Source organism: Methylocystis sp. (genome assembly GCF_021731785.1).
GTDB lineage: Bacteria > Pseudomonadota > Alphaproteobacteria > Rhizobiales > Beijerinckiaceae > Methylocystis.
Genome location: NZ_JAKFWS010000016.1, coordinates 123,792 through 146,764, shown reverse-complemented (window position 1 = coordinate 146,764; position 22,973 = coordinate 123,792). Strand labels below are relative to the sequence as shown.

The 22,973-nt window shown below is 64.7% G+C and carries 19 protein-coding genes and 1 pseudogene; 8 read left to right on the top strand and 12 right to left on the bottom strand.

Features of this window, described 5'->3' with window-relative positions; translation table 11 throughout:
- Positions 1-187: 187 nt before the first annotated feature.
- The 6 genes from QZ964_RS03935 to ccmI all read right to left on the bottom strand — a co-directional run bounded on the left by QZ964_RS03935 (position 188) and on the right by ccmI (position 6,171).
- Positions 188-1,375, bottom strand: coding sequence for an FAD-dependent monooxygenase (locus tag QZ964_RS03935; protein ID WP_292528988.1), 1,188 nt, complete (start codon positions 1,373-1,375; stop codon positions 188-190).
- 13 nt (positions 1,376-1,388) lie between these two features.
- Positions 1,389-1,637 (bottom strand): zinc-finger domain-containing protein, encoded by a 249-nt coding sequence (locus tag QZ964_RS03930; RefSeq protein WP_292528986.1) that lies wholly within the window; start codon positions 1,635-1,637, stop codon positions 1,389-1,391.
- Positions 1,638-1,717: 80 nt separating this feature from the next.
- Positions 1,718-2,203 carry a cytochrome c-type biogenesis protein gene (locus tag QZ964_RS03925; RefSeq protein ID WP_292528996.1) on the bottom strand — a complete coding sequence of 162 codons (486 nt, stop codon included), beginning with the start codon at positions 2,201-2,203 and terminating at the stop codon, positions 1,718-1,720.
- A 164-nt stretch (positions 2,204-2,367) separates the two neighbouring features.
- The gene (locus QZ964_RS03920) at positions 2,368-4,335 is read right to left on the bottom strand and encodes a heme lyase CcmF/NrfE family subunit (RefSeq protein WP_292528985.1); all 1,968 of its coding nucleotides are present in this window, start codon (positions 4,333-4,335) and stop codon (positions 2,368-2,370) included.
- 219 nt (positions 4,336-4,554) lie between these two features.
- Positions 4,555-4,992, bottom strand: a complete 438-nt coding sequence (gene ccmE / locus QZ964_RS03915; protein ID WP_292528983.1) for a cytochrome c maturation protein CcmE — start codon at positions 4,990-4,992, stop codon at positions 4,555-4,557.
- A 63-nt stretch (positions 4,993-5,055) separates the two neighbouring features.
- A complete protein-coding gene (ccmI, locus tag QZ964_RS03910) occupies positions 5,056-6,171 on the bottom strand; it encodes a c-type cytochrome biogenesis protein CcmI (RefSeq protein WP_292528982.1) in 1,116 nt (371 codons plus the stop codon).
- Between the two features lie 94 nt (positions 6,172-6,265).
- Between ccmI and QZ964_RS03905 the strand changes: the two are divergent.
- Positions 6,266-7,420 (top strand): annotated as a pseudogene (locus tag QZ964_RS03905) (AAA family ATPase).
- Between the two features lie 66 nt (positions 7,421-7,486).
- Positions 7,487-7,969: a DUF2721 domain-containing protein gene (locus QZ964_RS03900; protein WP_292528980.1), complete on the top strand. Its 483-nt coding sequence runs from the start codon at positions 7,487-7,489 to the stop codon at positions 7,967-7,969.
- On the opposite strand, the gene purB is transcribed toward QZ964_RS03900, so the two are convergent.
- On the bottom strand, positions 7,923-9,266 hold the full coding sequence (gene purB, locus QZ964_RS03895) for an adenylosuccinate lyase (RefSeq protein ID WP_292528975.1): 1,344 nt from the start codon (positions 9,264-9,266) through the stop codon (positions 7,923-7,925). The two genes, QZ964_RS03900 and purB, sit on opposite strands and share 47 nt — an antisense overlap.
- A gap of 90 nt (positions 9,267-9,356) precedes the next feature.
- Between purB and QZ964_RS03890 the strand changes: the two genes are divergently transcribed.
- Positions 9,357-10,601: an FAD-binding oxidoreductase gene (locus QZ964_RS03890; RefSeq protein ID WP_292528973.1), complete on the top strand. Its 1,245-nt coding sequence runs from the start codon at positions 9,357-9,359 to the stop codon at positions 10,599-10,601.
- A gap of 2 nt (positions 10,602-10,603) precedes the next feature.
- Here QZ964_RS03890 and QZ964_RS03885 read toward each other — a convergent pair whose 3' ends face one another.
- A complete protein-coding gene (locus tag QZ964_RS03885) occupies positions 10,604-11,014 on the bottom strand; it encodes a DUF2794 domain-containing protein (RefSeq protein WP_292528971.1) in 411 nt (136 codons plus the stop codon).
- Positions 11,015-11,504: 490 nt separating this feature from the next.
- On the opposite strand from QZ964_RS03885, the gene htpG reads away from it, so the two are divergent.
- The 3 genes from htpG to QZ964_RS03870 all read left to right on the top strand — a co-directional run bounded on the left by htpG (position 11,505) and on the right by QZ964_RS03870 (position 15,715).
- On the top strand, positions 11,505-13,418 hold the full coding sequence (htpG, locus tag QZ964_RS03880) for a molecular chaperone HtpG (protein WP_292528969.1): 1,914 nt from the start codon (positions 11,505-11,507) through the stop codon (positions 13,416-13,418).
- Positions 13,419-13,421: 3 nt separating this feature from the next.
- The gene (prmC, locus tag QZ964_RS03875) at positions 13,422-14,330 is read left to right on the top strand and encodes a peptide chain release factor N(5)-glutamine methyltransferase (RefSeq protein WP_292528966.1); all 909 of its coding nucleotides are present in this window, start codon (positions 13,422-13,424) and stop codon (positions 14,328-14,330) included.
- A 506-nt stretch (positions 14,331-14,836) separates the two neighbouring features.
- Positions 14,837-15,715 (top strand): DUF4167 domain-containing protein, encoded by an 879-nt coding sequence (locus QZ964_RS03870; protein ID WP_292528965.1) that lies wholly within the window; start codon positions 14,837-14,839, stop codon positions 15,713-15,715.
- Here QZ964_RS03870 and QZ964_RS03865 read toward each other — a convergent pair.
- The gene (locus tag QZ964_RS03865) at positions 15,712-16,479 is read right to left on the bottom strand and encodes an MOSC domain-containing protein (RefSeq protein WP_292528962.1); all 768 of its coding nucleotides are present in this window, start codon (positions 16,477-16,479) and stop codon (positions 15,712-15,714) included. The two genes, QZ964_RS03870 and QZ964_RS03865, sit on opposite strands and share 4 nt — an antisense overlap.
- A 95-nt stretch (positions 16,480-16,574) precedes the next feature.
- On the opposite strand from QZ964_RS03865, the gene QZ964_RS03860 reads away from it, so the two are divergent.
- Both QZ964_RS03860 and clpB read left to right on the top strand, forming a co-directional pair.
- Positions 16,575-17,000: a hypothetical protein gene (locus tag QZ964_RS03860; RefSeq protein ID WP_292528960.1), complete on the top strand. Its 426-nt coding sequence runs from the start codon at positions 16,575-16,577 to the stop codon at positions 16,998-17,000.
- 169 nt (positions 17,001-17,169) lie between these two features.
- The gene (clpB, locus tag QZ964_RS03855) at positions 17,170-19,791 is read left to right on the top strand and encodes an ATP-dependent chaperone ClpB (protein ID WP_292528959.1); all 2,622 of its coding nucleotides are present in this window, start codon (positions 17,170-17,172) and stop codon (positions 19,789-19,791) included.
- A 156-nt stretch (positions 19,792-19,947) separates the two neighbouring features.
- Here the strand turns inward: clpB and QZ964_RS03850 are convergent, their stop codons facing one another.
- The 3 genes from QZ964_RS03850 to QZ964_RS03840 form a co-directional block, all read right to left on the bottom strand.
- Entirely contained in the window at positions 19,948-21,558 is a 1,611-nt protein-coding gene (locus tag QZ964_RS03850) for a Na+/H+ antiporter (RefSeq protein WP_292528956.1), read from the bottom strand.
- Between the two features lie 63 nt (positions 21,559-21,621).
- Positions 21,622-22,584, bottom strand: coding sequence for a type I pantothenate kinase (gene coaA / locus QZ964_RS03845; protein WP_292528954.1), 963 nt, complete (start codon positions 22,582-22,584; stop codon positions 21,622-21,624).
- Entirely contained in the window at positions 22,581-22,904 is a 324-nt protein-coding gene (locus tag QZ964_RS03840; RefSeq protein ID WP_292528952.1) for a phosphoribosyl-ATP diphosphatase, read from the bottom strand. The genes coaA and QZ964_RS03840 overlap by 4 nt, the downstream gene beginning before the upstream one ends.
- Between the last annotated feature and the right edge of the window lie 69 nt (positions 22,905-22,973).

The following is a 22,973-nucleotide window of genomic DNA, read 5'->3' as shown; positions in this document are numbered from 1 at the left end:
GCCTGAGGCCCATCTTTCGCGCGCTTCGCAATCGCCCGAAGCGCATCCGCGTCAAAGTCTTCCCGCAGTCCAATCGCAGCCGCCATGGCGAACCCCCTGGAGTTCGCCAACTAGAATCAGACGAAAGACGATTCGTGAAGACCCAATGAGTCTGCTTCAATGGGGATCGGTATAAGGTAAGGCGAGATTAAACTCGGTAGAGCCAAGCGTTGCGTTTGAGCATGCCGGCTCCGCCGAGCGTGCGAATCGCGAGATTGCGGGCGGCGGCCGGCAGTCCGCTCATATGGAAGTAGGCGCCCTGGCGACGGGAGGCGCGCACGACCTGCTCCGCGCGGGAAATTCGAACGCCTTCATAGGCGGCGAAGGCAGTCTCGACGGTCGCGCCTAATCGCATGAACGCTTCGCCGAGCGCATCGGCGTCTTCGATCGCCTGAGCGGCGCCCTGCGCCAGAAACGGGACCATCGGATGCGCGGCGTCGCCGAGCAGCGTCACCGGCCCCCGCGTCCATTGTCGCAGCGCTGGCCGCGTAAAAAGCGGCCAATGCCGCCAGGAGGCGCCGGCTTCGATCAATTCGCGCAGTGCGGGCGCCGCCCGACGGCGCGCAAAGCGGCGCGCGAGCTCCGCGCCTTCAAGCGACAGGCTCGAATGGGCATCCTCGGCCTCCGGCGGCTCTTCGATGATCACGACGGCGTTGATTATTGAGCCGTCGCGCAGCGGATAGTGAACGACATGGGCGCCCGGCAGCAGCCAGAGGTTTGACTCGCGGGCGCGAAGCGCTTTCGGAACATTCCCGGCGGGCAGCGTCGCGCGCCAGGCGACGCAGCCGGAATAAGAGGGCGCGTCGCGCTCGGAAGGGACGAGATGGGCGCGCACGCTCGACCGCACGCCATCGGCGCCCACTAACCCCGCCGCTTCGATCTCCTCGACGCCGTCCTGCGTGTGCAGGCGAATGCGTACGCCCCGCGCGCTCGCCTCGAAATCGCCGACGCGGGCGCCCGAGCGGACATGCGTTTGCGGATTGTCCAGCGCCGCCTGCAGCAGCGCGCCCTGCAGATCGGCGCGGTGGAACAGCCGGAACGGCGCGCCCCAGCGGGACGAGGCGTCGCAAAGGTCAAGCCGCGCCAGAACGGCGCCGTCGCGCCCGCGGCGGATGTTTATGGCTTGCGGCTCCAGGGCGACGGCGGCGAGAGCCGGCTCAAGCCCGAGCTTGGAGAGAATTCGCCCGGCGTTCGGCGCGATCTGCAGTCCGGCGCCGATCTCCTCGATCCGGCCGGCGCGCTCGAAAACCAGCACCCGCTTCCCTGCGCGCGCCAGCGACAGAGCCGCGGCGAGGCCGCCAATGCCAGCGCCGGCGATGAGGATCGGCGCGCTCACCCGCTATCGTCGGTCAGGCAGCGTCTTGCGTGGCGCGATAGACGCATTCGGCCGGGTCGGCGCCGCCGCGCAGCGCGGAATCGTAAACGTAATGCGTCGAACAATAGGGACAGACGGCCTCATTCGACGCGCCCATGTCGATATAGACATGCGGATGGTCGAAGGGCGGCAGCGCGCCGATGCACATGAATTCCTTGGCACCGATCCTGATCTGCGCGACGCCGGGCTGATTGTGGAAATGGGGCGTGGAATGCTGGGCCATGGTCCGCTCCTTGATGGGGGCGCCGGGGCGGCGGGAACTGTCCCGCCCCTATAGGCCAGCGCAAGCGCGTTGGATAGGGGTCAGCTCTGTGACGTGTCCGAGTCTGACACGCCGAGCGCTTTCAGCCGCGCGCGCTCCTCTGCGCTGAGCGCTTCGGCGGGCGCAGCGGCGACGCTCGACCGTCGCCGGACCGCCATCCAGACGGTGGCGGCGCCGGCCAGAAGCGCAATCAGCGGCGCGCTCCACAGCAACAGCGTGCCGGGCTTCATCGGCGGCCGCAACAGCACGAAATCGCCGTAACGGGCATGGATGAAGTCGCGCACCTCGGCATCGCTCATCCCCTCCTTGAGCTTTTCGCGCACCAGCACGCGCAGATCCTTGGCAAGCGAAGCGTCGGAATCGTCGATCGACTGGTTTTGGCAGACCAGGCAGCGCAGCTCCGTGGCGATCGCCCGCGCCCGCGCTTCGAGCGCCGGATCGGCCAGCATTTCGGCTGGCGTGACCGCATTGGCCAGCAAGGGCAAGAAAAGGGTGAAGAGAAAGGAGGCAAGTCGGAGCTCAAACACCCGGCCCCTCAACTCACCTCTCCCCGCAAGCGGGGCAAGGAGGCGGCCCGCGCCGCGCCGCAAGGCCGATCGCATACGCGATGCGCTGATGACCCCTCTCCCCGTGAAAACGGGGAGAGGGGAGGTGAGGGGCTTGGGGGATTGGCCGAAGCCAAAATCGTCGCTCATTCCGCGGGCTCCAGAGCCGGCGCGGCGGCGCGGCGGGCGACGCCGATGCGCAGGCGCCGGTCGGCGAGCGACAACGCGCCGCCAAAGGCCATGATGAGCGCGCCGATCCAGATCAGCGTCACCAGCGGCTTCCAATACAGCCGCGCGTCGATCGTGCCGTCCTCATGCGACTCGCCGATCGCCGCATAGACCTGGCCAAGACCGAGGGTTGCGATACCCGCCTCCGAGCGCGCCATGCGCCGCGCCTGATAGAAACGCTTCGCCGGCTCGATCGTCGCGAGCGTCGCGCCGTCCTTGCGCACCGCCATCACCGCGTAGACTTCCGAATAATTCGGCCCCTGGCGCGGCGACACGGATTCGACGCCGATCTGAAAGGGACCGACATCGTAAAAGCTTAACGGCTTCATCGCCACGATGGTTTCGACGCCCCAGCCCGTCGCGGCGAGCCCAAGCAGCGTCAGCCCCATGCCGGCGTGAGCGAACGATGTGCCGAAGGCGGATAGCGGCAGGCCGGCGAGCCGCTTCAGGCTTGGGCGTCCCGATCCGCCCCGCGCGCGTAAAGCAAGATCGCTCAAGGCGCCGACAACGAGATAGATCGCGATTCCGGCGGTGACAATTGAGAGAAATGGCGTTCCATACCAGGCGCCGAATGCGGCCGCCGCCAGAACGCCGGCGACGAAAGCGACGCGCAGCCGTTGCAAGGCGGCGGCAAGATCGCCGCGCTTCCAGGAGAGCATCTGGCCGATCGGCATCAGCAAGGCGAGCGGCAGCGCGATGGGGATCAGCACGGTGTTGAAGAAAGGCGCGCCGACGGAAATCTTCTCGCCGGTGATCGCTTCGAGCGCCAGCGGATAGAGCGTGCCGACGACGACGGTGGCGCAGCACGCCGAAAGCAGCAGATTGTTGAGGACGAGCGCCCCTTCGCGCGAGATCGGCGAAAACAGGCCGCCGATGGGCAGCGCGCTGGCGCGCAGCGCAAAGAGCGCAAGAGCGCCGCCGATGAAGAAGACCAGAATGGCGAGGATGAACACGCCGCGGTCGGGATCGCTGGCGAAGGCGTGCACCGAGGTGAGCACGCCGGAGCGCACGAGAAACGTGCCGAGCAGAGAGAGCGAAAAGGCCAGAATCGCGAGAAAGATCGTCCAGACCTTCAGCGCCTCGCGCTTTTCCATCACGGCGGCGCTGTGCACGAGCGCTGTGCCGGCGATCCAGGGCATCAGCGAGGCGTTCTCGACCGGATCCCAGAACCAGAAGCCGCCCCAGCCGAGCGTGTAATAGGCCCAATACGACCCCATCGCGATGCCGAGCGTCAGCGCGATCCAAGCGAAGAGCGTCCAGGGGCGAATGACCCGCGCCCAGGCGGCGTCGATGCGTCCGCCAATGAGCGCCGCGGCGGCGAAAGAAAACACGATCGAAAAGCCGACATAGCCGAGATAGAGCAGCGGCGGATGGATCGCGAGGCCAGGGTCCTGCAGAATCGGATTGAGATCGCGGCCTTCCCACGGCGCCGGCGCGACGCGCGCGAAAGGATTCGAGGTCTGCAGAATAAAGAGCAGAAACGCCGCGCCGAGCAGGCCCTGCACGGCGAGCGCGTCAGCACGCAGCCTGTCCGACATCGCGTTCGAAAAAATCGCGATCAACGCGCCGCAAAGCGAGAGGACAAGCACCCACAGCAACATCGAGCCTTCGTGGTTCCCCCAGACGCCGGAGATTTTATAGATGAACGGCTTCAGCGAATGGGAGTTCTCGATGACGTTGACGAGCGAGAAGTCGGAAACGACATGGGCGTAGGTCAGCGCGCCGTAGGACAGCGCGACGAACAAGAGTTGCGTGATCGCCGTTGGCCGCGCGACCCGCATCAGCCCGGCGTCGTTCAATCGGGCGCCGATGAAGGGAATCGCGAATTGCGCCACCGCCAGCGCCAGCGCCAGAACAAGCGCATAATGTCCTGTCTCAACGATCATGCGGACATTCCGAGGATTGCAAGAAAGGGCGCACATCCCTCCCCTCAATGGGAAGGGTCGAACCGCGAAGCGGTTCGGGGTGGGGTGAATTCGTAGAGGACGGTGAGATCGCCCCCCACCTGGTCGCCCCGCCGCCAAGTTTACGCAGCCTGCGTAAACTTGCCTGCGATGGCGATCGACCTCCCCGCAAGGGGGAGGTATGAACGCGGCGAAGGCTGCTCACTTCGTCTCTCCCTGCCAGACGCCCTGCTTCTTCAAAGCGTCGGCGACGTCGCGCGGCATGTAGCGTTCGTCGTGCTTGGCCAGCACGCTGTCGGCGCGAAAGGCGCCTCCAGCCTGCAGCACGCCATCGACGACCACGCCCTGCCCCTCGCGGAAAAGGTCGGGCAGCAGACCAGTATATGACACCGCAAGATCGCTCGTCTTGTCCGTGACCGTGAAGCTCACATCTTGGCCATTCTTGACGACTGAACCTTCCTTCACCAGCCCGCCGATGCGCAGCCGCGCGCCTGAGGCGACCTCTTTCTTCGCAAGCTCCGAGGGCGTGTAGAAGAAGACGATATTGTCGCGCAGCGCGAATAGCATCAGCCCGGCGGCGAGGCCGAGAACCGCCATCGCTCCGGCGATCAACGTCAGTCGTTTCCCTTTCCGGGTCATCTTGTTCGTTGCGCTCCCATGCCGCCAAGAGCGGCGGTTTTCGGCCAGCGGCGAAAACTCGTTTTAGCCGCCGATATTCAATTCCTTCGCCAGCGCATCGATGCGGGCGACGTCGTCTTGCTTGCGCGCCAGTGCATGTCGCGCATCGTCGACCGCCTTTTTCGCCTTTTCGGTCTCGGCAAGCACGCTATAGGCGCGAATAAGCTTCAGCCATCCCTCGACGTCGTCGCCCTCGGTCTCCAGCCGCGAGGCGAGACGATCGACCATTCCCCGGATCATCGCCTGACGCTGGTCGGCGGGCAGGGCCGCAATCGCTTTGCCCTGCTCGCTCGACGGCCCGCGCGAGACGACTGGCGCGCTTGCTTCCCCGCGCAATTTGGCGAGCTGCGCGTTGACAGCCTTGAGATAGGCGGCGTCGGCCGGCGCGTCACCGGCCATCTTCGAAAAGATTTCGATCGCCTTTTCCCGATCGCCGGCCTGCGCGGCCGCCACGCCAAGGTAATATTGCGCCTCGGGCGCAGACGGATCGAGCGCGAGCGCCGCCTCGAAATCCCTCTTAGCGTCCGACGTTACAACGCCCTGAGCAACGACGACGCGCGCTTCTCCAAGCGCGGCGTGTCGCGCCGCGGTCGCGCCCAAAAGCCGCAGCGCTTCGGCATAGGCGTGGATCGCGTCTTCGCCGCGGCCGGTGCGCAGATAATAAGGCGCGACGACTTCAAAGCCGCGGCCGTCTTCCGGATGCTCGCGCAAATGCCGCTCGATGCGCGCGACGGCCCCGGCGAGATCGCGCGCGTCCGGCACGGATTCAAGCCTCTCCGTCAGCGGCATGTCGGGCATGTCGGAATGGCCGAGTTTCGCATAGAGCGTCAGCGCGACCGCCGGTATCGCGACGATCGCCGCAAGCGCCGTGGCGAGGGCCAGCCTGCGCGAGGCCGCGGTCCTGGACTTTGGCACCGCTTCAGCGCGCAACAGGCGGCGCGCCGCCTCGGTCTTCGCGGCTTCGGCGTCCAACGCCTCAAGCCGCCCTTCCGCGCGCTCGCGCTCGATCTCGGCGATCTGCTGCTCGAAGAAGGCGACGTCGGCGGCGCTGTCATTCTCCGACTGACCGCGCATGGCGAGCGGCGCCAGCACCGCCATAATCGCGGCGCCGGTCAGCAAAGCGAAGATAAGCCAAATCATGGCCCGCTGTTTAAGGCTTTGCGGGGCTTATTGGAAGGGCGGCCATTGCCCGTCCACGCCCGTCCATCGGATATTGGCGCGCAGGGAGGCTCGGGTGATCACGCGGCTTGCAATTACAGGCTATCGATCCATTCGCGATCTGGTCCTTGCGCCTGGGCCACTCACTATCGTGACTGGCGCCAATGGCGCTGGGAAGTCCAGCCTGTATCGCGCGCTACATCTTCTCGCCGATGTTGCGCAGGGGCGCATCATCCAGTCCCTCGCCCGGGAGGGAGGACTGAACTCGACACTCTGGGCTGGGCCCGAGAAAATCTCCCGCGCGATGAAAGCGGGGGAAATTCCGATCGAGCCGCTGGCCTGCCGATCGCCAATGGCGCTGAAGCTCGGCTTCGCTTCGAAGACCTTTGGTTACGCGATCGATCTTGGCCCAACTTCCATTGCTACAAAAACCTTCCCCCTCGATCCGCAGATCAAGCTAGAGGCGCAATGGACCGGAGAGCATCTCGACCGCGCCAATCTTTTCGCCGAGCGACGCGGACCGAGCGCGCGCATCCGCGGGGAAAATGGCGAGTGGCGGCAGGCCGCAGCTTCACTCGCCGGCGTCGACAGCATGATGACGCAATGCGCCGACCTACGGGAAGCCTATGATCTTGCGATCTTACGTGAGACGGTGCGGCGCTGGCGCTTCTATGACAATTTGCGCGCGGATCGCGATGCGCCGGCGCGACGGCCGCAGATCGGCACCTTTACCCCTGCGCTCGCTAATGACGGCGCCGACCTCGCGGGGGCGCTCGCAACCATTCAGTAAGTCGGCGACGCAGACGCCCTGGACGAGACGATCGATGATGCCTTTCCATCCGGCACGATCGATATTTCGACATCGGACGGTTACGTCGAGACGTTGATGAGCCAGCATGGGCTGCTTCGGCCATTACGCGCTGCGGAGCTCTCGGAAGGCACGCTGCGCTATCTGCTGCTTGTCGCAGCGCTTCTGACGCCCCGCCCGCCGCCGCTGATGGTGTTCAACGAACCGGAAGCGAGCCTCCATCCCAATCTCATCGGCGCGTTGGCGCGATCGATGCGCAAGGTCTCGAAGGAGACGCAGCTTTTCGTCGTGTCGCACTCGGCCCAACTGGTCTCGGAACTGAGAAAAGACGATTGTTGCGTCGAAATCGCGCTAGAGAAGCGTCTGGGCGAGACGCTCGCGCCTGAGCATGAATCGCCAAAATGGCGCTGGCCATCACGGTGAGGCTTGACTGGCGCGACGGCGAATTGAAATTGGCTGGATCCGCGTGCAATCCGCTCAGAGACCGTCATGATCTTTATCTTTGACCCGCCCTCGATCGAACAGCTTTCCAATGTGATCTCGCAGGTCACCGGCCCCGCATTTCTGCTTGCAGCCGAGGCGCAGCTCTTGTCCGTCCTCGTTTCACGATTGGACCGCATCGTCGATCGTTCGAGAATCATCAATCAGACGGGCGGCGATAACGACGCGCACGCCGCTCTGAAAGCTGAATTGCCGATCCTCAAACAGCGCGGCATGTTGATGCATTACGCCATTTACTGGGGCGTGGCGAGTTGCATCGTGACAAGCGTTCTGGTCATCGTCAGCTTCGCGGCCGCCTACCTGCATATGCGCCATGAATACGGCGCGGGATTGCTGTTCGCCCTGGCGATGGCCCTCTTCACCGCGGCGCTGATTGCCTTCGCGAGAGAATTGCAGCTTGGATATCTGGAGATTAGCAGCGGCGCTAAGCCTCCCCAAACACCCGTGCGAAAATCGTATCCACATGTTTGAAATGGTACGAAAGGTCGAAGAGCTCGTCCAATTCTGACGGCGACAATTTTGCGCTCACATCCTTGTCCCTCCCGAGCAGGGAGCGGAAATCGACGTCCCGATTGTTTCCTTGCGATGGGAGTCCTTCGAACGCCCCTTGCCAGACCGGCATGGCGTTACGCTGCACCATGGCGTAGGCGTCTTCGCGCGACACGCCCTTTTGGGTCAGCGCCAGAAGCACGCGCTGCGAGTGAATGAGCCCGCCGAGCTTCTCCAGGTTCTTGCGCATGTTTTCCGGATAGACGACGAGATTCTCGATCACGCCGGTCAAGCGCGTCAGCGCGAAGTCCAGAGTCACTGTCGCGTCCGGCCCGATCATGCGTTCGACGGAAGAATGCGAAATATCGCGCTCGTGCCAAAGCGCGACATTCTCCATGGCCGGAATCGCCATGCCGCGCACCAGCCGCGCCAAGCCGGTCAAATTCTCGGTCAGCACCGGATTGCGCTTATGCGGCATGGCGGAAGAGCCCTTCTGGCCTGCCGAGAAAAATTCCTCCGCCTCGAGCACCTCGGTGCGTTGCAGATGGCGGATTTCGATGGCGAGCCGTTCGACCGAGGACGCGACGACGGCGAGCGTCGCAAAATAAGCCGCGTGGCGATCGCGCGGAATAACCTGCGTCGAGATCGGTTCGACGGTCAGTCCCATCTTGTGGGCCACATAGTCTTCGACGCGTGGGTCGATATTGGCGAAAGTGCCGACGGCGCCCGAAATCGCGCAAGTCGAAATTTCCTTGCGGGCCTCGACGAGCCGCGCCCGCGCCCGCGTGAACTCTGCATAGGCCTGAGCCAGTTTCAGCCCGAAGGTCGTCGGCTCGGCATGAATGCCGTGCGAGCGGCCGATCGTCGGCGTATATTTGTGCTCATAGGCGCGGGTCTTGAGCGCGGACAGCAGCGCGTCGACATCGGCGATCAGGAGATCCGCGGCGCGCGACAATTGTACGGCGAGACAGGTGTCGAGCACGTCGGAAGACGTCATGCCCTGATGAACGAAGCGCGATTCGGCGCCGATGAATTCGGCAAGATGAGTCAAAAAGGCGATCACGTCATGTTTCGTGACGCGTTCGATCTCGTCGATCCTGGTGACGTCGAAAGTGACAAAATCCGCTTTGTCCCAAATCGCCTTGGCGCTCTCCCGGGGAATGACGCCGATCTCGGCGAGCGCGTCGCAGGCGTAAGCCTCGATCTCGAACCAGATGCGAAACCGCGTCTGCGGCTCCCAAATCACGGTCATTTCGGGTCTGGAATAGCGGGGGATCATCGGGCGCCCTGAAATTCTATGGAAAGAGAGAGGCGCCTAGCATGCGCGTTGCATCGAAGTCCATATAGAGGCGGTCAGCCTGGAGGTATCATGGAGTCGACGGATGTCGTCGTTCTGGGCGCCGGGATCGTCGGGGTCAGCGCCGCGCTGCATCTGCAGGCGCGCGGCCGCGAGGTCGCGCTCATCGATCGCGCCGGCGCCGCCGGACAGGAGACCAGCTTCGGCAACGCCGGGCTGATCGAGCGCTCCTCCCTCATCCCCTATCTTTTCCCGCGAGACCCGGCGCGGCTGGTCAAATATGCGCTGAATCTTCTTCCCGAGGCGCATTATCATTTCTCGGCCTTGCCGGCGGTTTCGCCATGGCTCCTGCGCTATTGGCGCGCCAGCGCGCCCGAGCGCGTAGAGCGCAACATCGCAGCCCGGCGCCCGCTCATCGAAAACAGCCTGAGCGAGCATGAGGCGCTGATCCAGCAGGCGGGCGCAGGCGAACTCCTGCGCAAGAATGGCTGGATCAAACTCTTTCGCAGCCAGGAAACTCTCGCAGCCGGATTTGCCGATGCGGAGCGGCTGCGCGCTTATGGCTTACATATCGAGTCGCTCGATTCGGCCGGGGTGGCGGCGCTGGAGCCGCATTTCGCGCCGATCGCCGGCGGCGTCCATTATCGCGACACGGCCGCGATCATCGATCCCGCCGCGCTCTCGAAAGCCTACGCCGACCTGTTCGTTTCACGCGGCGGCCGGCTGCTCGCGGGAGACGCGCGCAGCCTCTCGCAAGACTCGGACGGCCGCTGGCGCATGGCGACGGCGGCCGGGCCGCTCGTCGCCGGGGCGGCGGCAGTGGCGCTCGGCCCCTGGTCGGACGCCATCTACGGGCCGCTCGGCTACCGCATTCCGCTCGGCTGGAAGCGTGGCTACCATATGCATTACGCCGCAAAGGACGGCGCACGGCTCAATCATACGATCCTCGACGCCGACGTGGGCTATCTTCTGGCGCCGATGCGCCGCGGCATTAGGCTGACGAGCGGCGCCGAATTCGCGCGGCGCGACGCGCCGCCGACGCCGGTGCAGATCGAGACCTGCGAGCCCGCCGCGCGCCGGCTGTTCCCGCTCGCCGAACGGCTCGACCCGGAGCCCTGGCGCGGCGCTCGGCCCTGCCTGCCGGACATGCTGCCGATTGTCGGCCCGGCGCCGCGTCATGAGGGCCTGTGGTTCGATTTCGGCCACGCCCATCACGGGCTGACGCTCGGGCCGGTCACCGGCCGACTTCTCGCCGAGATGATGACTGGCGAGACGCCCTTCATCGATCCGACGCCCTATCGCGCCGACCGTTTTTAGCCCTATTCCGCCCCGACAAGCCTCAGCGCGGGGTCTAAGACGCGCACGACGCGCGAAAGATCATGCCCGCGCCGAAGCACGAGCCCCGTCGCCGCAATGACCGAATAGGCGCCTTGTCGCCGCCCCAGCGCAGGATCCTTTTCGATTCGATAGAGCGGCGCCTCGCTCGCCCGCCGGAAAATCGAGAACACGGCCTTGGCCGGCGTGAAGTCGATGGCATAGTCGCGCCATTCGCCCTGCGCGACTTTCGCGCCGTAAAGATTGAAGATGACATTGAGTTCCGACCGGCTGAATGAGACCGCGGCGCCGCGCTTGTCTCCCCGCGTCCCTTGCGCCGCGTCAGCCGAAATGCCGTTCACGACGACGAGCGCGGGTCTGGCTCGGCTGGGCTCCGTCGTCTCCGACTCCGCCATGCGTTACGCTCTCCTCGACTTCGTTTCGCCATGTTGGCAAGCGCGGATGCGGCGGGCAAGACTTAATGACGGGATTGCGACGAGAATCTTTGCGGCTGCGCAATCAGATAAGATTTAGCCTGCAATAATCATACTTTCGCCGGCATGGCGCCCCTTGCCAGCCAAACGCGCCGCCCAAAATGAAGATCATTGCCTCGACAGCTCGGGGCCGCGCGCTTTCGGTTTCGTCAGCCCCCCAGCCCCCCGAAAGCGTGTGGCGTCGAGATATAGAGGTCGTGGCGATGGTCGGGCCGGCCGGGAGTTTCGCTCCCGCGCCGGCCCGTCTACCGTTTGCCCCCGGCCAACAGGGCTAAAGGGGCAGCGGCGCTACTGCCGGGCTGTCGCCCCGCTCCAGCCGCGCCCTTGCAAAATTCCCGACAATGACGAACTCAAGATGCGCCGTCGCGCCGCCCGCGACGCCGATTCCCTTTTTCTTTTCATTGGAGAGAACATGACCGACGACGCAACTTCCGTCGAAGGCGCGGCGGTAGCCGCAGACCCGCACGCCGCCGCCGCCAATTTCGGCTTTGAGGCCGATGTCGCGCGGCTTCTCGAACTGATGACGCATTCCGTCTATTCGGAGAGCGACGTCTTCTTGCGCGAGCTTGTCTCGAACGCCGCCGACGCCTGTGAAAAGCTCCGGTATGAGGCGCTTTCCGACGAAAAACTCGCCATCCAGGCCGCCGCGCCGCTCGTCTCGATCGCCCTCGATAAGGATAAGCGCACGCTGACGGTCGCCGACAATGGCGTCGGCATGTCGCGCGAGGAGTTGATCAGCGCGCTCGGCACCATCGCCAATTCAGGCACCCGCGCCTTTCTCGACAAGCTGGGCAAGGACAAGGACGCCGGCTTCATCGGCCAGTTCGGCGTCGGATTCTACTCCGCCTTCATGGTCGCCGACCGCGTCGAGGTCGCGACGCGGCGCGCCGGCGAGGAGCAAGCCTGGCTGTGGATCTCGGAAGGCAAGGGCTCCTATCAGATCGCGCCGCTGCCGCTCGAAGACGCGCCCCCGGTCGGCACGCGCGTCACGCTGCATCTCAACGCCGAGAGCGACGAATTTCTCGACGGCTGGCGCGTCGAAAGCGTCGTGCGCGAGCATTCCGGCGCGATCGCCGCGCCGATCGACCTCATCGGTGCGCCGGGCGAAGAGCCTCGCCGGATCGCCGAGGGCGTCGCTTTGTGGACCAAGCCGAAATCTGAGATCACGCATGAGCAATATGTCGATTTCTACCGGCAGTTGTCTGGGCAGTTGGACGAGCCGGCGCTGATCGCCCACTGGCGCGCCGAAGGGCGCACCGAATACACGGTGCTCGCCTTTGTTCCGGGCGCCCGGCCGTTCGATCTTTTCGACCCGGCGCGTAAGAGCAAATCCAAGCTTTACGTGCGCCGGGTGCTGATCTCGCGGGACATGGAGTTGCTGCCGTCGTGGCTGCGGTTCGCGCGGATCGTCGTCGACAGCGCCGACATTCCGCTCAATGTCTCGCGCGAGATGGTGCAGAAGAGCCCGGTCGCCGGCGCGATCGGCAAGGCGATTGCGACGCGCATGCTGCAAGAGCTCAAGAAACTCGCCGACGCCGAACCCGAGAAATTCGCGGAAGTGTGGAAAAACTTTGGCGCGGTTCTCAAGGAAGGACTGCATGAAGACCCGAGCCGCCGCGACGACTTGTTCGAAATCGCCCGTTTTGCCTCGACCAGGTCAGAAGAAAAGAATCGCACGCTAAGGGATTACGTCGCCGATCTGAGGGACAATCAAACCGCGATCTATTATCTCGTCGGCGACGATATGAAGCGGCTGCACGCCAGTCCGCAGCTCGAAGGGTTCCGCGCGAGAGGCGTCGAGGTGCTGCTGCTCGATGACGCCGTCGACGCCTTCTGGGTGACGAGCGCGCTGGGCTATGAGGGCAAGCCTTTCAAATCGGTGACGCAGGGTCAGGCCGACATCGACGCCATCGCGCTCATCGATGAGGCGAAGACGGCGGACACGGCGCCGGCCGACGTCGCGGATTTGCTGTCGGCGCTCAAGGAGACGCTCGGCGAATATGTCGACGACGTGCGCGCCTCCACGCGACTCACCGACAGCGCCGTTTGCCTTGTGGCGCCCGATACCGGTTTCGATCGCCAATTATCCCGCCTTCTGGCCGAACATGGCCAACAGGCGGCCTTCGGAAAGCCGGTTTTGGAGGTCAACCCGAGGCATGAGGCGATCGTCGCGCTGGCGACCGCTTTGCGCGCGAAAGGGCGGGACGCGACCCGCGACGACCAGCTCCTTCTGCTGGATCTCGCGCGTGTCGCCGACGGCGAGCATCCGATCGACGCGGCGGCTTTTGCGAAGCGGCTGGCGTCGCTTCTCGCCAATAAGGGGTAGGACATGAAGGTCGGCGTTGGGAAAAAGGCGGCGGCAAGCAGCGCGCCGTCCCCGACGCGAATAGAGGCGATCGCGGCGGTCGCCGAATATCTCGAGGCCGCCGGCGTCGCGGATGGTCAGGACGAGGCGCGCGCGCTGTTGCGCGGCGCGACGGGGCTGACGCGGCTCGAACTCGCCCTGGCGCCGTGCGCGCCGCTTTCGGACGAGGAATCGCGTACGTATTCCGACTATGCGGCGCGGCGGGCCGCTCGTGAACCGGTGTCGCGCATTCTCGGAGAGCGCGGATTCTGGACCCTCGATCTGGCGGTCGCGCCCGGCGTGCTCGATCCGCGGCCAGACACCGAAACGCTCGTCGAGACGGCGTTGAGCCTCCTGGCGGAAAAGCGCGACGCGCCACTCTCGATTCTCGATCTCGGCGCCGGATCGGGCGCCATCGCCTGCGCGCTACTCAGCGAACTTCCGGCGGCGTGGGCGCTCGCCGTCGATCTCTCGGCCGAAGCCTGCGCGGCGACCGTCGCAAATCTCGCCCGCTGCGGCCTCGCCAACCGCGCGAGCATCCTACGTGGCCGCTGGGCTGAGGCGCTTCAGGGACGTTTCGACCTCATCGTTTCCAATCCCCCCTATGTCCGCACCCAGGACATCGCAGATCTCGAGCCCGAGGTGCGACTGCATGATCCGGCGCTGGCGCTGGATGGCGGCCCCGACGGGCTCGAATGTTACCGAGAAATCCTTCGCGACCTGCCAAATCTGCTGGCCGAAGACGGGTTCGCTCTCTTTGAGGTCGGATTCGATCAGGCCGCCGCCGTCGCCGCGCTTTTGGCCCCCGTCGGCCTCCAGATCGAGAGCGTCGCCCGCGACGCTGGCGGACATGAGAGGATTGTCGCGGCGCGCCTTTTGCCCACGCCGACGTGACATATTGGCTACAGTATCGCCTTTTTTGGCCCGCCGCGCGGCGCCCGGCCTTGTTGGGGGCCACCCCCTCCACTATAGTCATTCCAGGTCCAGCCGATCGCCGACTTCGAGAGAGAACCTCGGGACCTTTGGCTCCGCTTCGCGAAACGGAAGCCCGAAACGACCGGCCGGAGCAACGTCGAAATCGACATGAAAGCGCCGGAGTGAGGCCACTTCGAATCGTCGCCGGGCGTTATGCGCCAGGCAGGCAGACGGCATCCAGTCGCGCTTAGCGTCATGAATTCGCGCTGAGGGGAATTGGCGCAGAAACACGCGGGGCCGCCGATAACGGCCGACTTGGGGAAATTCGACTCGCGCGCGCCGCTCTTGAAGCTCGCGGTCCGGGAACGGATCGCTGTCGGCCGGGCGTTTGGCGTTGGCGACTTCTGGCGAAGGATTTTGGCGGCGACGTTGTTGGAAAGACCGCGCAGGCGGGGGCCGAGCGCAGCGAGATTGCGGGGAGTTTGATGAGACCAGGACAAAACAAGAGAATGCGCGGACGCAACGGCCGAAAAGGGCCTAATCCGCTGACGCGATCCTATGAGTCCAATGGCCCCGACGTGAAGATTCGCGGCACGGCTCAACATGTCGCCGAAAAATATCTTCAGCTCGCGCGCGATGCGCAGTCTTCCGGCGACATTATCATGGCCGAGAGCCTGCTGCAGCATGCAGAGCACTATTTCCGGCTGATCGCCGCCGCCCAGCAGCAGCAGGTCAACGGCTATGCGCGCCCGCAGTTTGAAGCCGAAGTCGAGACCTCCGAGGACGACGACGATTTCGCCCCGCTTCCCGACCGATTCGCGTCGCTTTCCGAGCGACTGCCGGCAGCGCCGGCCTACCAGCCGCAACCGCCGCAGCAGGCCTTCGCGCCGCCGCAGCATTATGCGCCGCCGCAGCCTCAGCCGCAGCCCTTCGAGGAGCGCCCGATCGGCGATATGCAGCGCGCGGAACGCCCCGAGCGCCCGCAGCGGCCCGAGCGGCCGCCGTTTAACCGGGATCGCAACGCCGAGGGCGGCGACCGCCCGCGCCACCAGGGCTACGACCGCAGCCGCGATCGCCGTTTCCAGCCGCGCGGCGAGACCGGCGCCGCCGAGGGCGGCGCGGGAGCCGCGCTTCCGTCATTCATTACCGGGCCGACGGCTTCTCGCCCCGCGCCGAGCGACGTCGCGGCGGAGCCGCTGGTCGAGCGCGAAACGCCGCGCGACCATGAGGGCGGGGTCAATTATCATCTGAGCTCCCGCCGTCGCCGGCGCCCACGCCCGCCGATGGATGACGTCGCCGGCGGTTCGCGCGACGACGACGCGCCGGAGGTCGGAGAGCTTCCGCTGGAGCCGGATCGCTTCTAACAGACTGAGGCGGCGACGCTGACCGCATCGCCGGCCGCGATGCGGCCGCCCTCGATCACCCGCGCGTAGACGCCGCAGTCGATATGGCCGAAGTTGTCGCGTAGCGTCTGGACGAGGTCCATGTCGCGCCGGCCGGTTCCCGGCTCGACGCCGGTTGCGGCGCAGCGGTCGGTCATTTTGAGAATTTCAAGCCGCACGCCGCCGATCGTGAGCGTTCGGCCTGGGAGCGCCGCCTCGGCCCAGGGAGCCATGCCCGCCATATAGAGATTGGCGCGAAATCTCAGCGGATCGACCGCAGCCTTCTGCGCCTCGCTGATCGCCGCGACGCTCGACAGATTGACGAGCGAAACGAAGCCCGATTTCGAATCGGTGAAGCGAAAACCGTCCGGCGCGGCGAGAAGCCGCACGGGACCGCGGATTTCAGCCCCGAGAAACCCGGTGAGGAACGCTTCGATGGCGCCGCGCCCTTCGGCCGACCGCAAGTTGCCCTGCGCGACCTCGCGCCCGTCTTGCGAGATCGTCAGCACGCCTGCCGTTTCGTTATAGCGCGTCGCAAGCCCGGCGAGCGCGCCGTTGCGCATCAGCATCAGAAATTTGATCTTGGGCTGGTGCGCCGGCGCCGCGGGATCGAAGCCCGATGGGCCGTTTTCGAGCGCGAACAGCCGGTCCCCGGGAAAGTAGGCGTCGGTCTTTAGATCGGCGGCGTCTAGCGGCTCGGGCGAAAGGCCCTTGACGGGATAGCGGTAGAGTGCGGCGAGGCGCATGGACTTTCCTGTTTCGGTGACAAGTTGCCGCACATTGCCTACAACTGCCCCGCCGTCACGAAAATAGACTCGGCCGTTCGCAAGGAGAGTCAGCCATGCCGGACAAGACGCTCACGGTCCTCGTTCTGGCCGCGATCGCATTTTCCGCTGCGCATGACATCGACCATCTCCTGAGCGACGATTTCTCGCAACCATCGGCGTGGGCGATCGTCGCTGGGTTTCTTTCGGTAAAATACGCGCTGATAGTCGCCGCGCTCTATTTCTATTTTCGCGGCAAGATCGGCCCGAAATTCTGGGCGGTGATCGGCGCGCTCGGCGCCGCAGCGCTGTGGTTCGCCCATCTTAGCCCCGGCGCCGAGCAGCGGCCGTCGAACATTTATGCAATGTACGGCAGTCCTCTCGCCGGTCTCATCGCCTCCGGCCTGGTCTATGCGATGATGCTGTCGCTCGTGGCCCTCGCGCTCTATGGAGGATGGCGCGGGGTCTGGTCGGCCGTGCGCACGCCGCGCCAAGCCGGTTGAGCGCCGCTGCGCGCGGTCGAGCCCGCGCTTTCGCGCCGCGCCCCCTTTAACCCCGCTCTGCCCTTCCCATATCGACGACGAGGGCCGCCGCAAGGGGCTTTAAACGAAAAATTTGGACGCGAGGCGCGCCGCTCGACCGAGGGCCGCCTCATGGTCAGAGGGGCTATCAATGAACTTTGAGAAATATACCGAACGCGCGCGCGGATTCGTGCAGAGCGCGCAGGCGTTGGCGACGCGCGAGGGCCACCAGCAGTTTACGCCTGAACATATTCTGAAGGTCCTGCTCGACGACGATCAGGGCCTCTCCGCCGGGCTGATCGACCGCGCCGGCGGCCGCTCGCGCGAGGCGCTGGCCAAGACAGAAGCGGCGCTGGCGAAACTGCCGAAAGTCGGCGGCTCGGGCGCCGGCCAGCTTTATCTCGCGCCGGCGACGGCCCGACTCTTCGACAACGCCGAGAAGATCGCCCAGAAGGCGGGCGACTCTTACGTCACCGTCGAGCGCCTGCTGCTGGCGCTGGCCATGGAGAAGGATTCGGAGGCCGCGCGCATCTTGCGCGACGCGGGCGTCACGCCGCAGACGCTGAACGCCGCGATCGAGGATTTGCGCAAGGGCCGCACGGCGGATTCGGCTTCCGCCGAAAACGCCTATGACGCGCTCAAGAAATACGCCCGCGACCTGACCGAGGCCGCGCGGGAAGGCAAGCTCGACCCCGTCATCGGCCGCGACGAGGAAATCCGCCGCACCATCCAGGTGCTGTCGCGCCGCACCAAGAACAATCCCGTGCTGATCGGCGAGCCCGGAGTCGGCAAGACGGCGATCGTCGAGGGCCTGGCTTTGCGCATCATCAACGGCGACGTGCCTGAATCGCTTGAGGATAAGAAGCTGCTGGCGCTCGACATGGGCGCGCTGATCGCCGGAGCGAAATATCGCGGCGAATTCGAGGAGCGTCTGAAGGCGGTGCTTAACGAAGTCACCGCCGCCGAGGGCAATGTCATCCTGTTCATTGACGAGATGCACACGCTCGTTGGCGCCGGCAAGGCGGATGGCGCGATGGACGCCTCCAATCTGCTCAAACCGGCGCTCGCGCGCGGCGAGTTGCATTGCGTCGGCGCGACGACACTCGACGAATACAGGAAACACGTCGAAAAGGACGCGGCGCTGGCGCGACGCTTCCAGCCAGTCTTCGTCGACGAGCCGACGGTCGAGGATACGATCTCGATCCTGCGCGGACTGAAGGAGAAATACGAACTCCATCACGGCGTGCGCATCACCGATAGCGCGATCGTCGCCGCCGCGACTTTGTCGAACCGCTACATCTCTGACCGCTTCCTCCCCGATAAGGCGATCGACCTCGTCGACGAGGCGTCGTCGCGTCTGCGCATGCAGATCGATTCGAAGCCCGAGGAGCTCGACGAACTCGACCGGCGCATCATTCAGCTGAAGATCGAACAGGAAGCGCTGAAAAAGGAGACGGATACGGCCTCAAAGGATCGACTCGCGAAGCTCGAAGGCGAGCTCGCCGACCTCGAAGAGAAGTCGGCTGCTCTCACTGCGCGCTGGCGAGCCGAGAAGGACAAGCTCGGAGCGGCGCAGAAGCTCAAGGAGCAGCTCGAAGCGGCGCGCAACGAACTCGCTCAGGCGCAGCGGCGCGGCGAATATCAGCGCGCCGGCGAACTGACCTATGGCGTAATCCCTGACCTCGAGAGGAAGCTCAAGGAGACAGAAACCGAAGCCGACACGCTCGTCGACGAAGCGGTTACCGCCAATGACGTGGCGCAGGTTGTCTCGCGCTGGACGGGCGTGCCGGTCGACAAGATGCTCGAAGGCGAACGCGAGAAGCTCCTTCATATGGAGGACGAGCTTGCAAAGCGCGTTGTCGGACAGCATGACGCGGTGGTCGCCGTGTCGACCGCGGTGCGCCGGGCGCGCGCCGGACTGCAGGACCCCAACCGCCCGATTGGCAGCTTCATCTTCCTTGGTCCCACGGGCGTCGGCAAGACCGAGCTGACCAAGGCGCTGGCGAGCTTCCTCTTCGACGACGAGACTGCGATGGTGCGGCTCGACATGTCGGAATATATGGAAAAGCACTCGGTCGCGCGGCTCATCGGCGCGCCGCCCGGCTATGTCGGCTATGAGGAAGGCGGCGCTCTGACCGAAGCCGTTCGCCGCAGGCCGTATCAGGTCGTGCTCTTCGACGAGATCGAGAAAGCCCATCCGGACGTCTTCAACGTGCTGCTGCAGGTGCTCGACGACGGGCGTCTGACCGACGGCCAGGGCCGCACCGTCGATTTCAAGAACACGCTGATCATCATGACGTCGAATCTCGGCTCGGAATTCCTTGTTATGCAGAAGGAGGGCGAGGATTCATCCGCCGTGCATGACGAAGTGATGCAGGTGGTGCGCGGGCATTTCAGGCCGGAGTTCCTGAACCGTGTCGACGAGATCATCCTGTTCAACCGGCTGCGGCGCGAGGACATGGGCGCGATCGTCGACATCCAGGTCAAGCGGCTGCAGAAGCTTCTCGAAGATCGCAAGATCACGCTGCACCTCGACTCCAAAGCGCGCGACTGGCTGGCGGCGAAAGGCTACGATCCGACTTACGGCGCGAGGCCTTTGAAACGCGTCATGCAGAAGGAGTTGCAGGATGCGCTCGCCGAGCGACTGCTCGCCGGCGAGATCATCGACGGCGCGACGGTCGAAGTTTCCGCCGACGCGACAGGGCTTGTCATCGACGGCAAGTCGGCGCATGGGCGCGCCGCGCCGCTGCTGCGCACGGTGGGGAACGCCTAACGAAACCGCGCGTTGTCATTCCCGGCAGGCCGAAGGCCTGACCGGGAATTTAGCTGAATTTTTGACATTTAGTTTGAGGCTCCGGATTCCCGATCGCTCGCTCCGCGCGCCTCGGGAATTGACATACGAGCACCCCGTTGGAAAACATGGCGCCCCCTACTCTGCCCGCTCGGCGCGGCGGTTCAGCACATCCGCCTCGCGCAGATCGAGTTCCCGCTCGATGCGGCGGCGGGCCTCATCCTTGAGTTTGCCTTCCCGCAGCATGGCGTAGATCAGATTGCGCTCCTCGGCGATGAGCTGCAGTTCGAGCTCGTCGTGACGCGCCGCCATCGCGCGGCGTTCTTCGCTCGCCTCGCACTTCATGCGGATGCGCGACAAGAAATATTCCTGCTGCGCGCCGAGGGTCAGAATCGCCTCTTCGGGAACGTCGTTCTCGGCGCCGAGCGTCGCGAGCTTCGCGCTCGACGCCTCGATCGCGGCGTGGCGGGCGCACAGCTCTTCGGCGCGGTCGACAAGGCGCTCCTCCATGCCGGTTTTGGCGAGACCGAGTTTGCGAATGATCCATGGCATCGCGGCGCCCTGGACGACGAGCGTGACCATCACGACGCAAAAGGTGAGAAAAAATATCGCGTCGCGATAGGGAAAGGGCTCGCCTCGCGCCGTCGCGAGCGGAATCGCCAGCGCCGCGGCAAGTGAGACGATCCCCCGCACGCCGGTGAAGGAAATGATGAAGGGCCATTGCCAGGGCGGCGAAGGATCGCGTCGCGCCAGCGGCGGAATGAGCCAGCGCGGCAGATAGGTAAGCGGAAATATCCACACGAAGCGCGCCAGGATCACGACGAGCGAGACGATCGCCGCGGACGCCGCCAATTCGTACAGCGAATGATTCTGGATACGCGCGAACAGCGCCTGGGCCTGCAGGCCGGTGAACAAGAAAACGAGGCCTTCGATGAGAAAAAGAAAGAAGTCCCAGAAGAATACGCCTTGCAGCCGCGTCGCGGCTCTGATCAGCCGGGGTCCGTTCCAGCTGATGTAAAGGCCAGTCGCCACCGTCGCGATGACGCCCGAGCCGCCGAGATGTTCGGGCGGCCAATAAGCGAGGTAAGGCGTGATCAGCGATAGCGTGATTTCGATGCGCGGATCGCGCATGAAGCGACGCAACCGCAACATCGTCCAGCCGACGCCAACGCCCCACAGAATCTCTGAGACAATGATCACCGTGAAAGTTTCGCCCGCCTGCGCCAGCGAAAAAGAGCCGATGCTGACCGCCGCCACCGCGAAGCGATAGAGAACCAGCGCCGTGGCGTCGTTGGCGAGGCCCTCGCCCTCCAGAATGACAAGGATACGCCGGGGCAGTTGCATACGCCGGGCAATGGCGAGCGGCGCGACGGCGTCCGGCGGCGAGACGATGGCGCCGAGCACGAAGCCAACCGCCAGAGGCCAGCCAAGCAGCCAATTCGTCGCGACCGAAACTGAAATGGTGGTGAAAACGACGCAGCCCACGGCGAGCAGAAGGATCGGCGGCAGATTGAACTTAAACTCCCGCCAGCTCATGTTGATGGCGGAAATGTAGATCACTGGCGGCAGCACGAGGAGCAACACGAATTGCGGCTCGAGCACGAAGGGCGGCACGCCGGGCGCGACGGCGATCAACACGCCGGCCGCAACAAGCAGGATCGGCGAGGCGACGCCCGAGCGCAAGGCGATGAAGGCGACGAGCGCCACCGCAGCCAGGAGAAAAACGAGTATTTGCAGACCCGCGAGCATGCGCCCACCCCTATAGCCCACGCCCGGCGCGACGCGCCCCCGCCGCCACGGTTGCGGCGAAGTCTATAGCTTTCGTAGAGCCACTTCCTCAATCTTGTGGTCGGGGCCCTTGGTCAGGATCAAACTTGCGCGCGGGCGGGTCGGGGCGATGTTCTGGCGCAAATTCTCGAGATTGATGCGCGTCCAGATGTCTTTGGCGACGCGCGTCGTTTCCTCTTCTTCGAGATCGGCGTAGACCCGGAAGTAGGATTTCGGATCGCGGAACGCCGTCTGCTGGAGCCGTCGAAACCGCTCCACATACCATTGCTCCAGCACGTCCTCGGGCGCGTCGAGATAGATCGAGAAATCGAAAAAGTCTGAGACGAAGGGAATTTCGCGCCCGTCGCGCATACGCGGCGCCAACAGGACGTTGACGCCTTCGACAATAAGAATGTCGGGCCGGTCGACGCAGGTCGCCTCGCCCTCGACGACGTCATAGGTCATATGAGAATAGACCGGCGCGCAGACATTGCGCCGGCCCGCCTTCACATCGGATAGAAATCGCAGCAGCGATTTATTGTCGTAGCTCTCAGGAAAACCCTTCTTGTCCATGAGCCGTTCGGCTTCGAGGACTCTATTGGGCAAGAGAAATCCGTCGGTGGTGATGAGTTCCACCTTCGGCGTGTTCGGCCAGCGCGACAGCAATGCGCGCAGCACGCGCGCCGTCGTGGATTTTCCCACCGCGACGGAGCCCGCAACGCCAATGATATAAGGAACCTTGCCGTCCTCGGCGCCGAGAAAGCGCTGCGTCGCTTTGAAGAGACCTTGAGTCGCCGCAACATAAAGCGCGAGCAGTCGCGACAGCGGCAGATAGATTTCGATGACTTCTTCGAGCGAGATCGGATCGTTGAGCGATTTCAGCCGGGTGAGATCGTCGAGAGTCAGCGTCAGCGGCGTGTCGGCGCGCAACGTCGCCCATTCTGCGCGCGTAAAGTGCCGGAAGGGCGAAAGGACTTCGTTGTTGGGGAGGAGCTCCGCCGCCGTCATTCCTTCGCTCCACGAGCGGCTTTCTCCGCGAGACCCGATTGGTTCGTGCGCCGCTCCAGCTCGCGCAAGACATCATCGAGCGAGACATCCCGCGCTTCGAGCATGACGAGGAGATGGTACAAGGCGTCGGCGGCTTCGTTGGTCAGAGCGGCGCGGTCGCCCGCCATCGCCGCGATCACCGCTTCGACCGCCTCTTCGCCGAATTTCTTGGCGATCTTCGGCATTCCGGCGTCTAGCAGGGTCTTCGTATATGACGTCGAAGCGCTGTCATTGCGCCGCGATTTGATGAGCGCCGCGAGGTCGTCGAGCGTGAAGGTCACGACAGCCCCCCTCCCCAACCCGCCCCCGCTTCGGAGCAGTTGCGTTGCGCGCGTAGGGAATGACATTCG

What these genes read in the sequence shown, in the direction of transcription:
- QZ964_RS03930 (WP_292528986.1), bottom strand. Translation starts at nt 1,637, where the DNA reads ATGGCCCAGCATTCCACGCCCCATTTCCACAATCAGCCCGGCGTCGCG.
- QZ964_RS03920 (WP_292528985.1), bottom strand. Translation starts at nt 4,335, where the DNA reads ATGATCGTTGAGACAGGACATTATGCGCTTGTTCTGGCGCTGGCGCTG.
- ccmE (WP_292528983.1), bottom strand. Translation starts at nt 4,992, where the DNA reads ATGACCCGGAAAGGGAAACGACTGACGTTGATCGCCGGAGCGATGGCG.
- ccmI (WP_292528982.1), bottom strand. Translation starts at nt 6,171, where the DNA reads ATGATTTGGCTTATCTTCGCTTTGCTGACCGGCGCCGCGATTATGGCG.
- QZ964_RS03900 (WP_292528980.1), top strand. Translation starts at nt 7,487, where the DNA reads ATGATCTTTATCTTTGACCCGCCCTCGATCGAACAGCTTTCCAATGTG.
- purB (WP_292528975.1), bottom strand. Translation starts at nt 9,266, where the DNA reads ATGATCCCCCGCTATTCCAGACCCGAAATGACCGTGATTTGGGAGCCG.
- QZ964_RS03890 (WP_292528973.1), top strand. Translation starts at nt 9,357, where the DNA reads ATGGAGTCGACGGATGTCGTCGTTCTGGGCGCCGGGATCGTCGGGGTC.
- QZ964_RS03885 (WP_292528971.1), bottom strand. Translation starts at nt 11,014, where the DNA reads ATGGCGGAGTCGGAGACGACGGAGCCCAGCCGAGCCAGACCCGCGCTC.
- htpG (WP_292528969.1), top strand. Translation starts at nt 11,505, where the DNA reads ATGACCGACGACGCAACTTCCGTCGAAGGCGCGGCGGTAGCCGCAGAC.
- prmC (WP_292528966.1), top strand. Translation starts at nt 13,422, where the DNA reads ATGAAGGTCGGCGTTGGGAAAAAGGCGGCGGCAAGCAGCGCGCCGTCC.
- QZ964_RS03870 (WP_292528965.1), top strand. Translation starts at nt 14,837, where the DNA reads ATGAGACCAGGACAAAACAAGAGAATGCGCGGACGCAACGGCCGAAAA.
- QZ964_RS03865 (WP_292528962.1), bottom strand. Translation starts at nt 16,479, where the DNA reads ATGCGCCTCGCCGCACTCTACCGCTATCCCGTCAAGGGCCTTTCGCCC.
- QZ964_RS03860 (WP_292528960.1), top strand. Translation starts at nt 16,575, where the DNA reads ATGCCGGACAAGACGCTCACGGTCCTCGTTCTGGCCGCGATCGCATTT.
- clpB (WP_292528959.1), top strand. Translation starts at nt 17,170, where the DNA reads ATGAACTTTGAGAAATATACCGAACGCGCGCGCGGATTCGTGCAGAGC.
- QZ964_RS03850 (WP_292528956.1), bottom strand. Translation starts at nt 21,558, where the DNA reads ATGCTCGCGGGTCTGCAAATACTCGTTTTTCTCCTGGCTGCGGTGGCG.
- coaA (WP_292528954.1), bottom strand. Translation starts at nt 22,584, where the DNA reads ATGACGGCGGCGGAGCTCCTCCCCAACAACGAAGTCCTTTCGCCCTTC.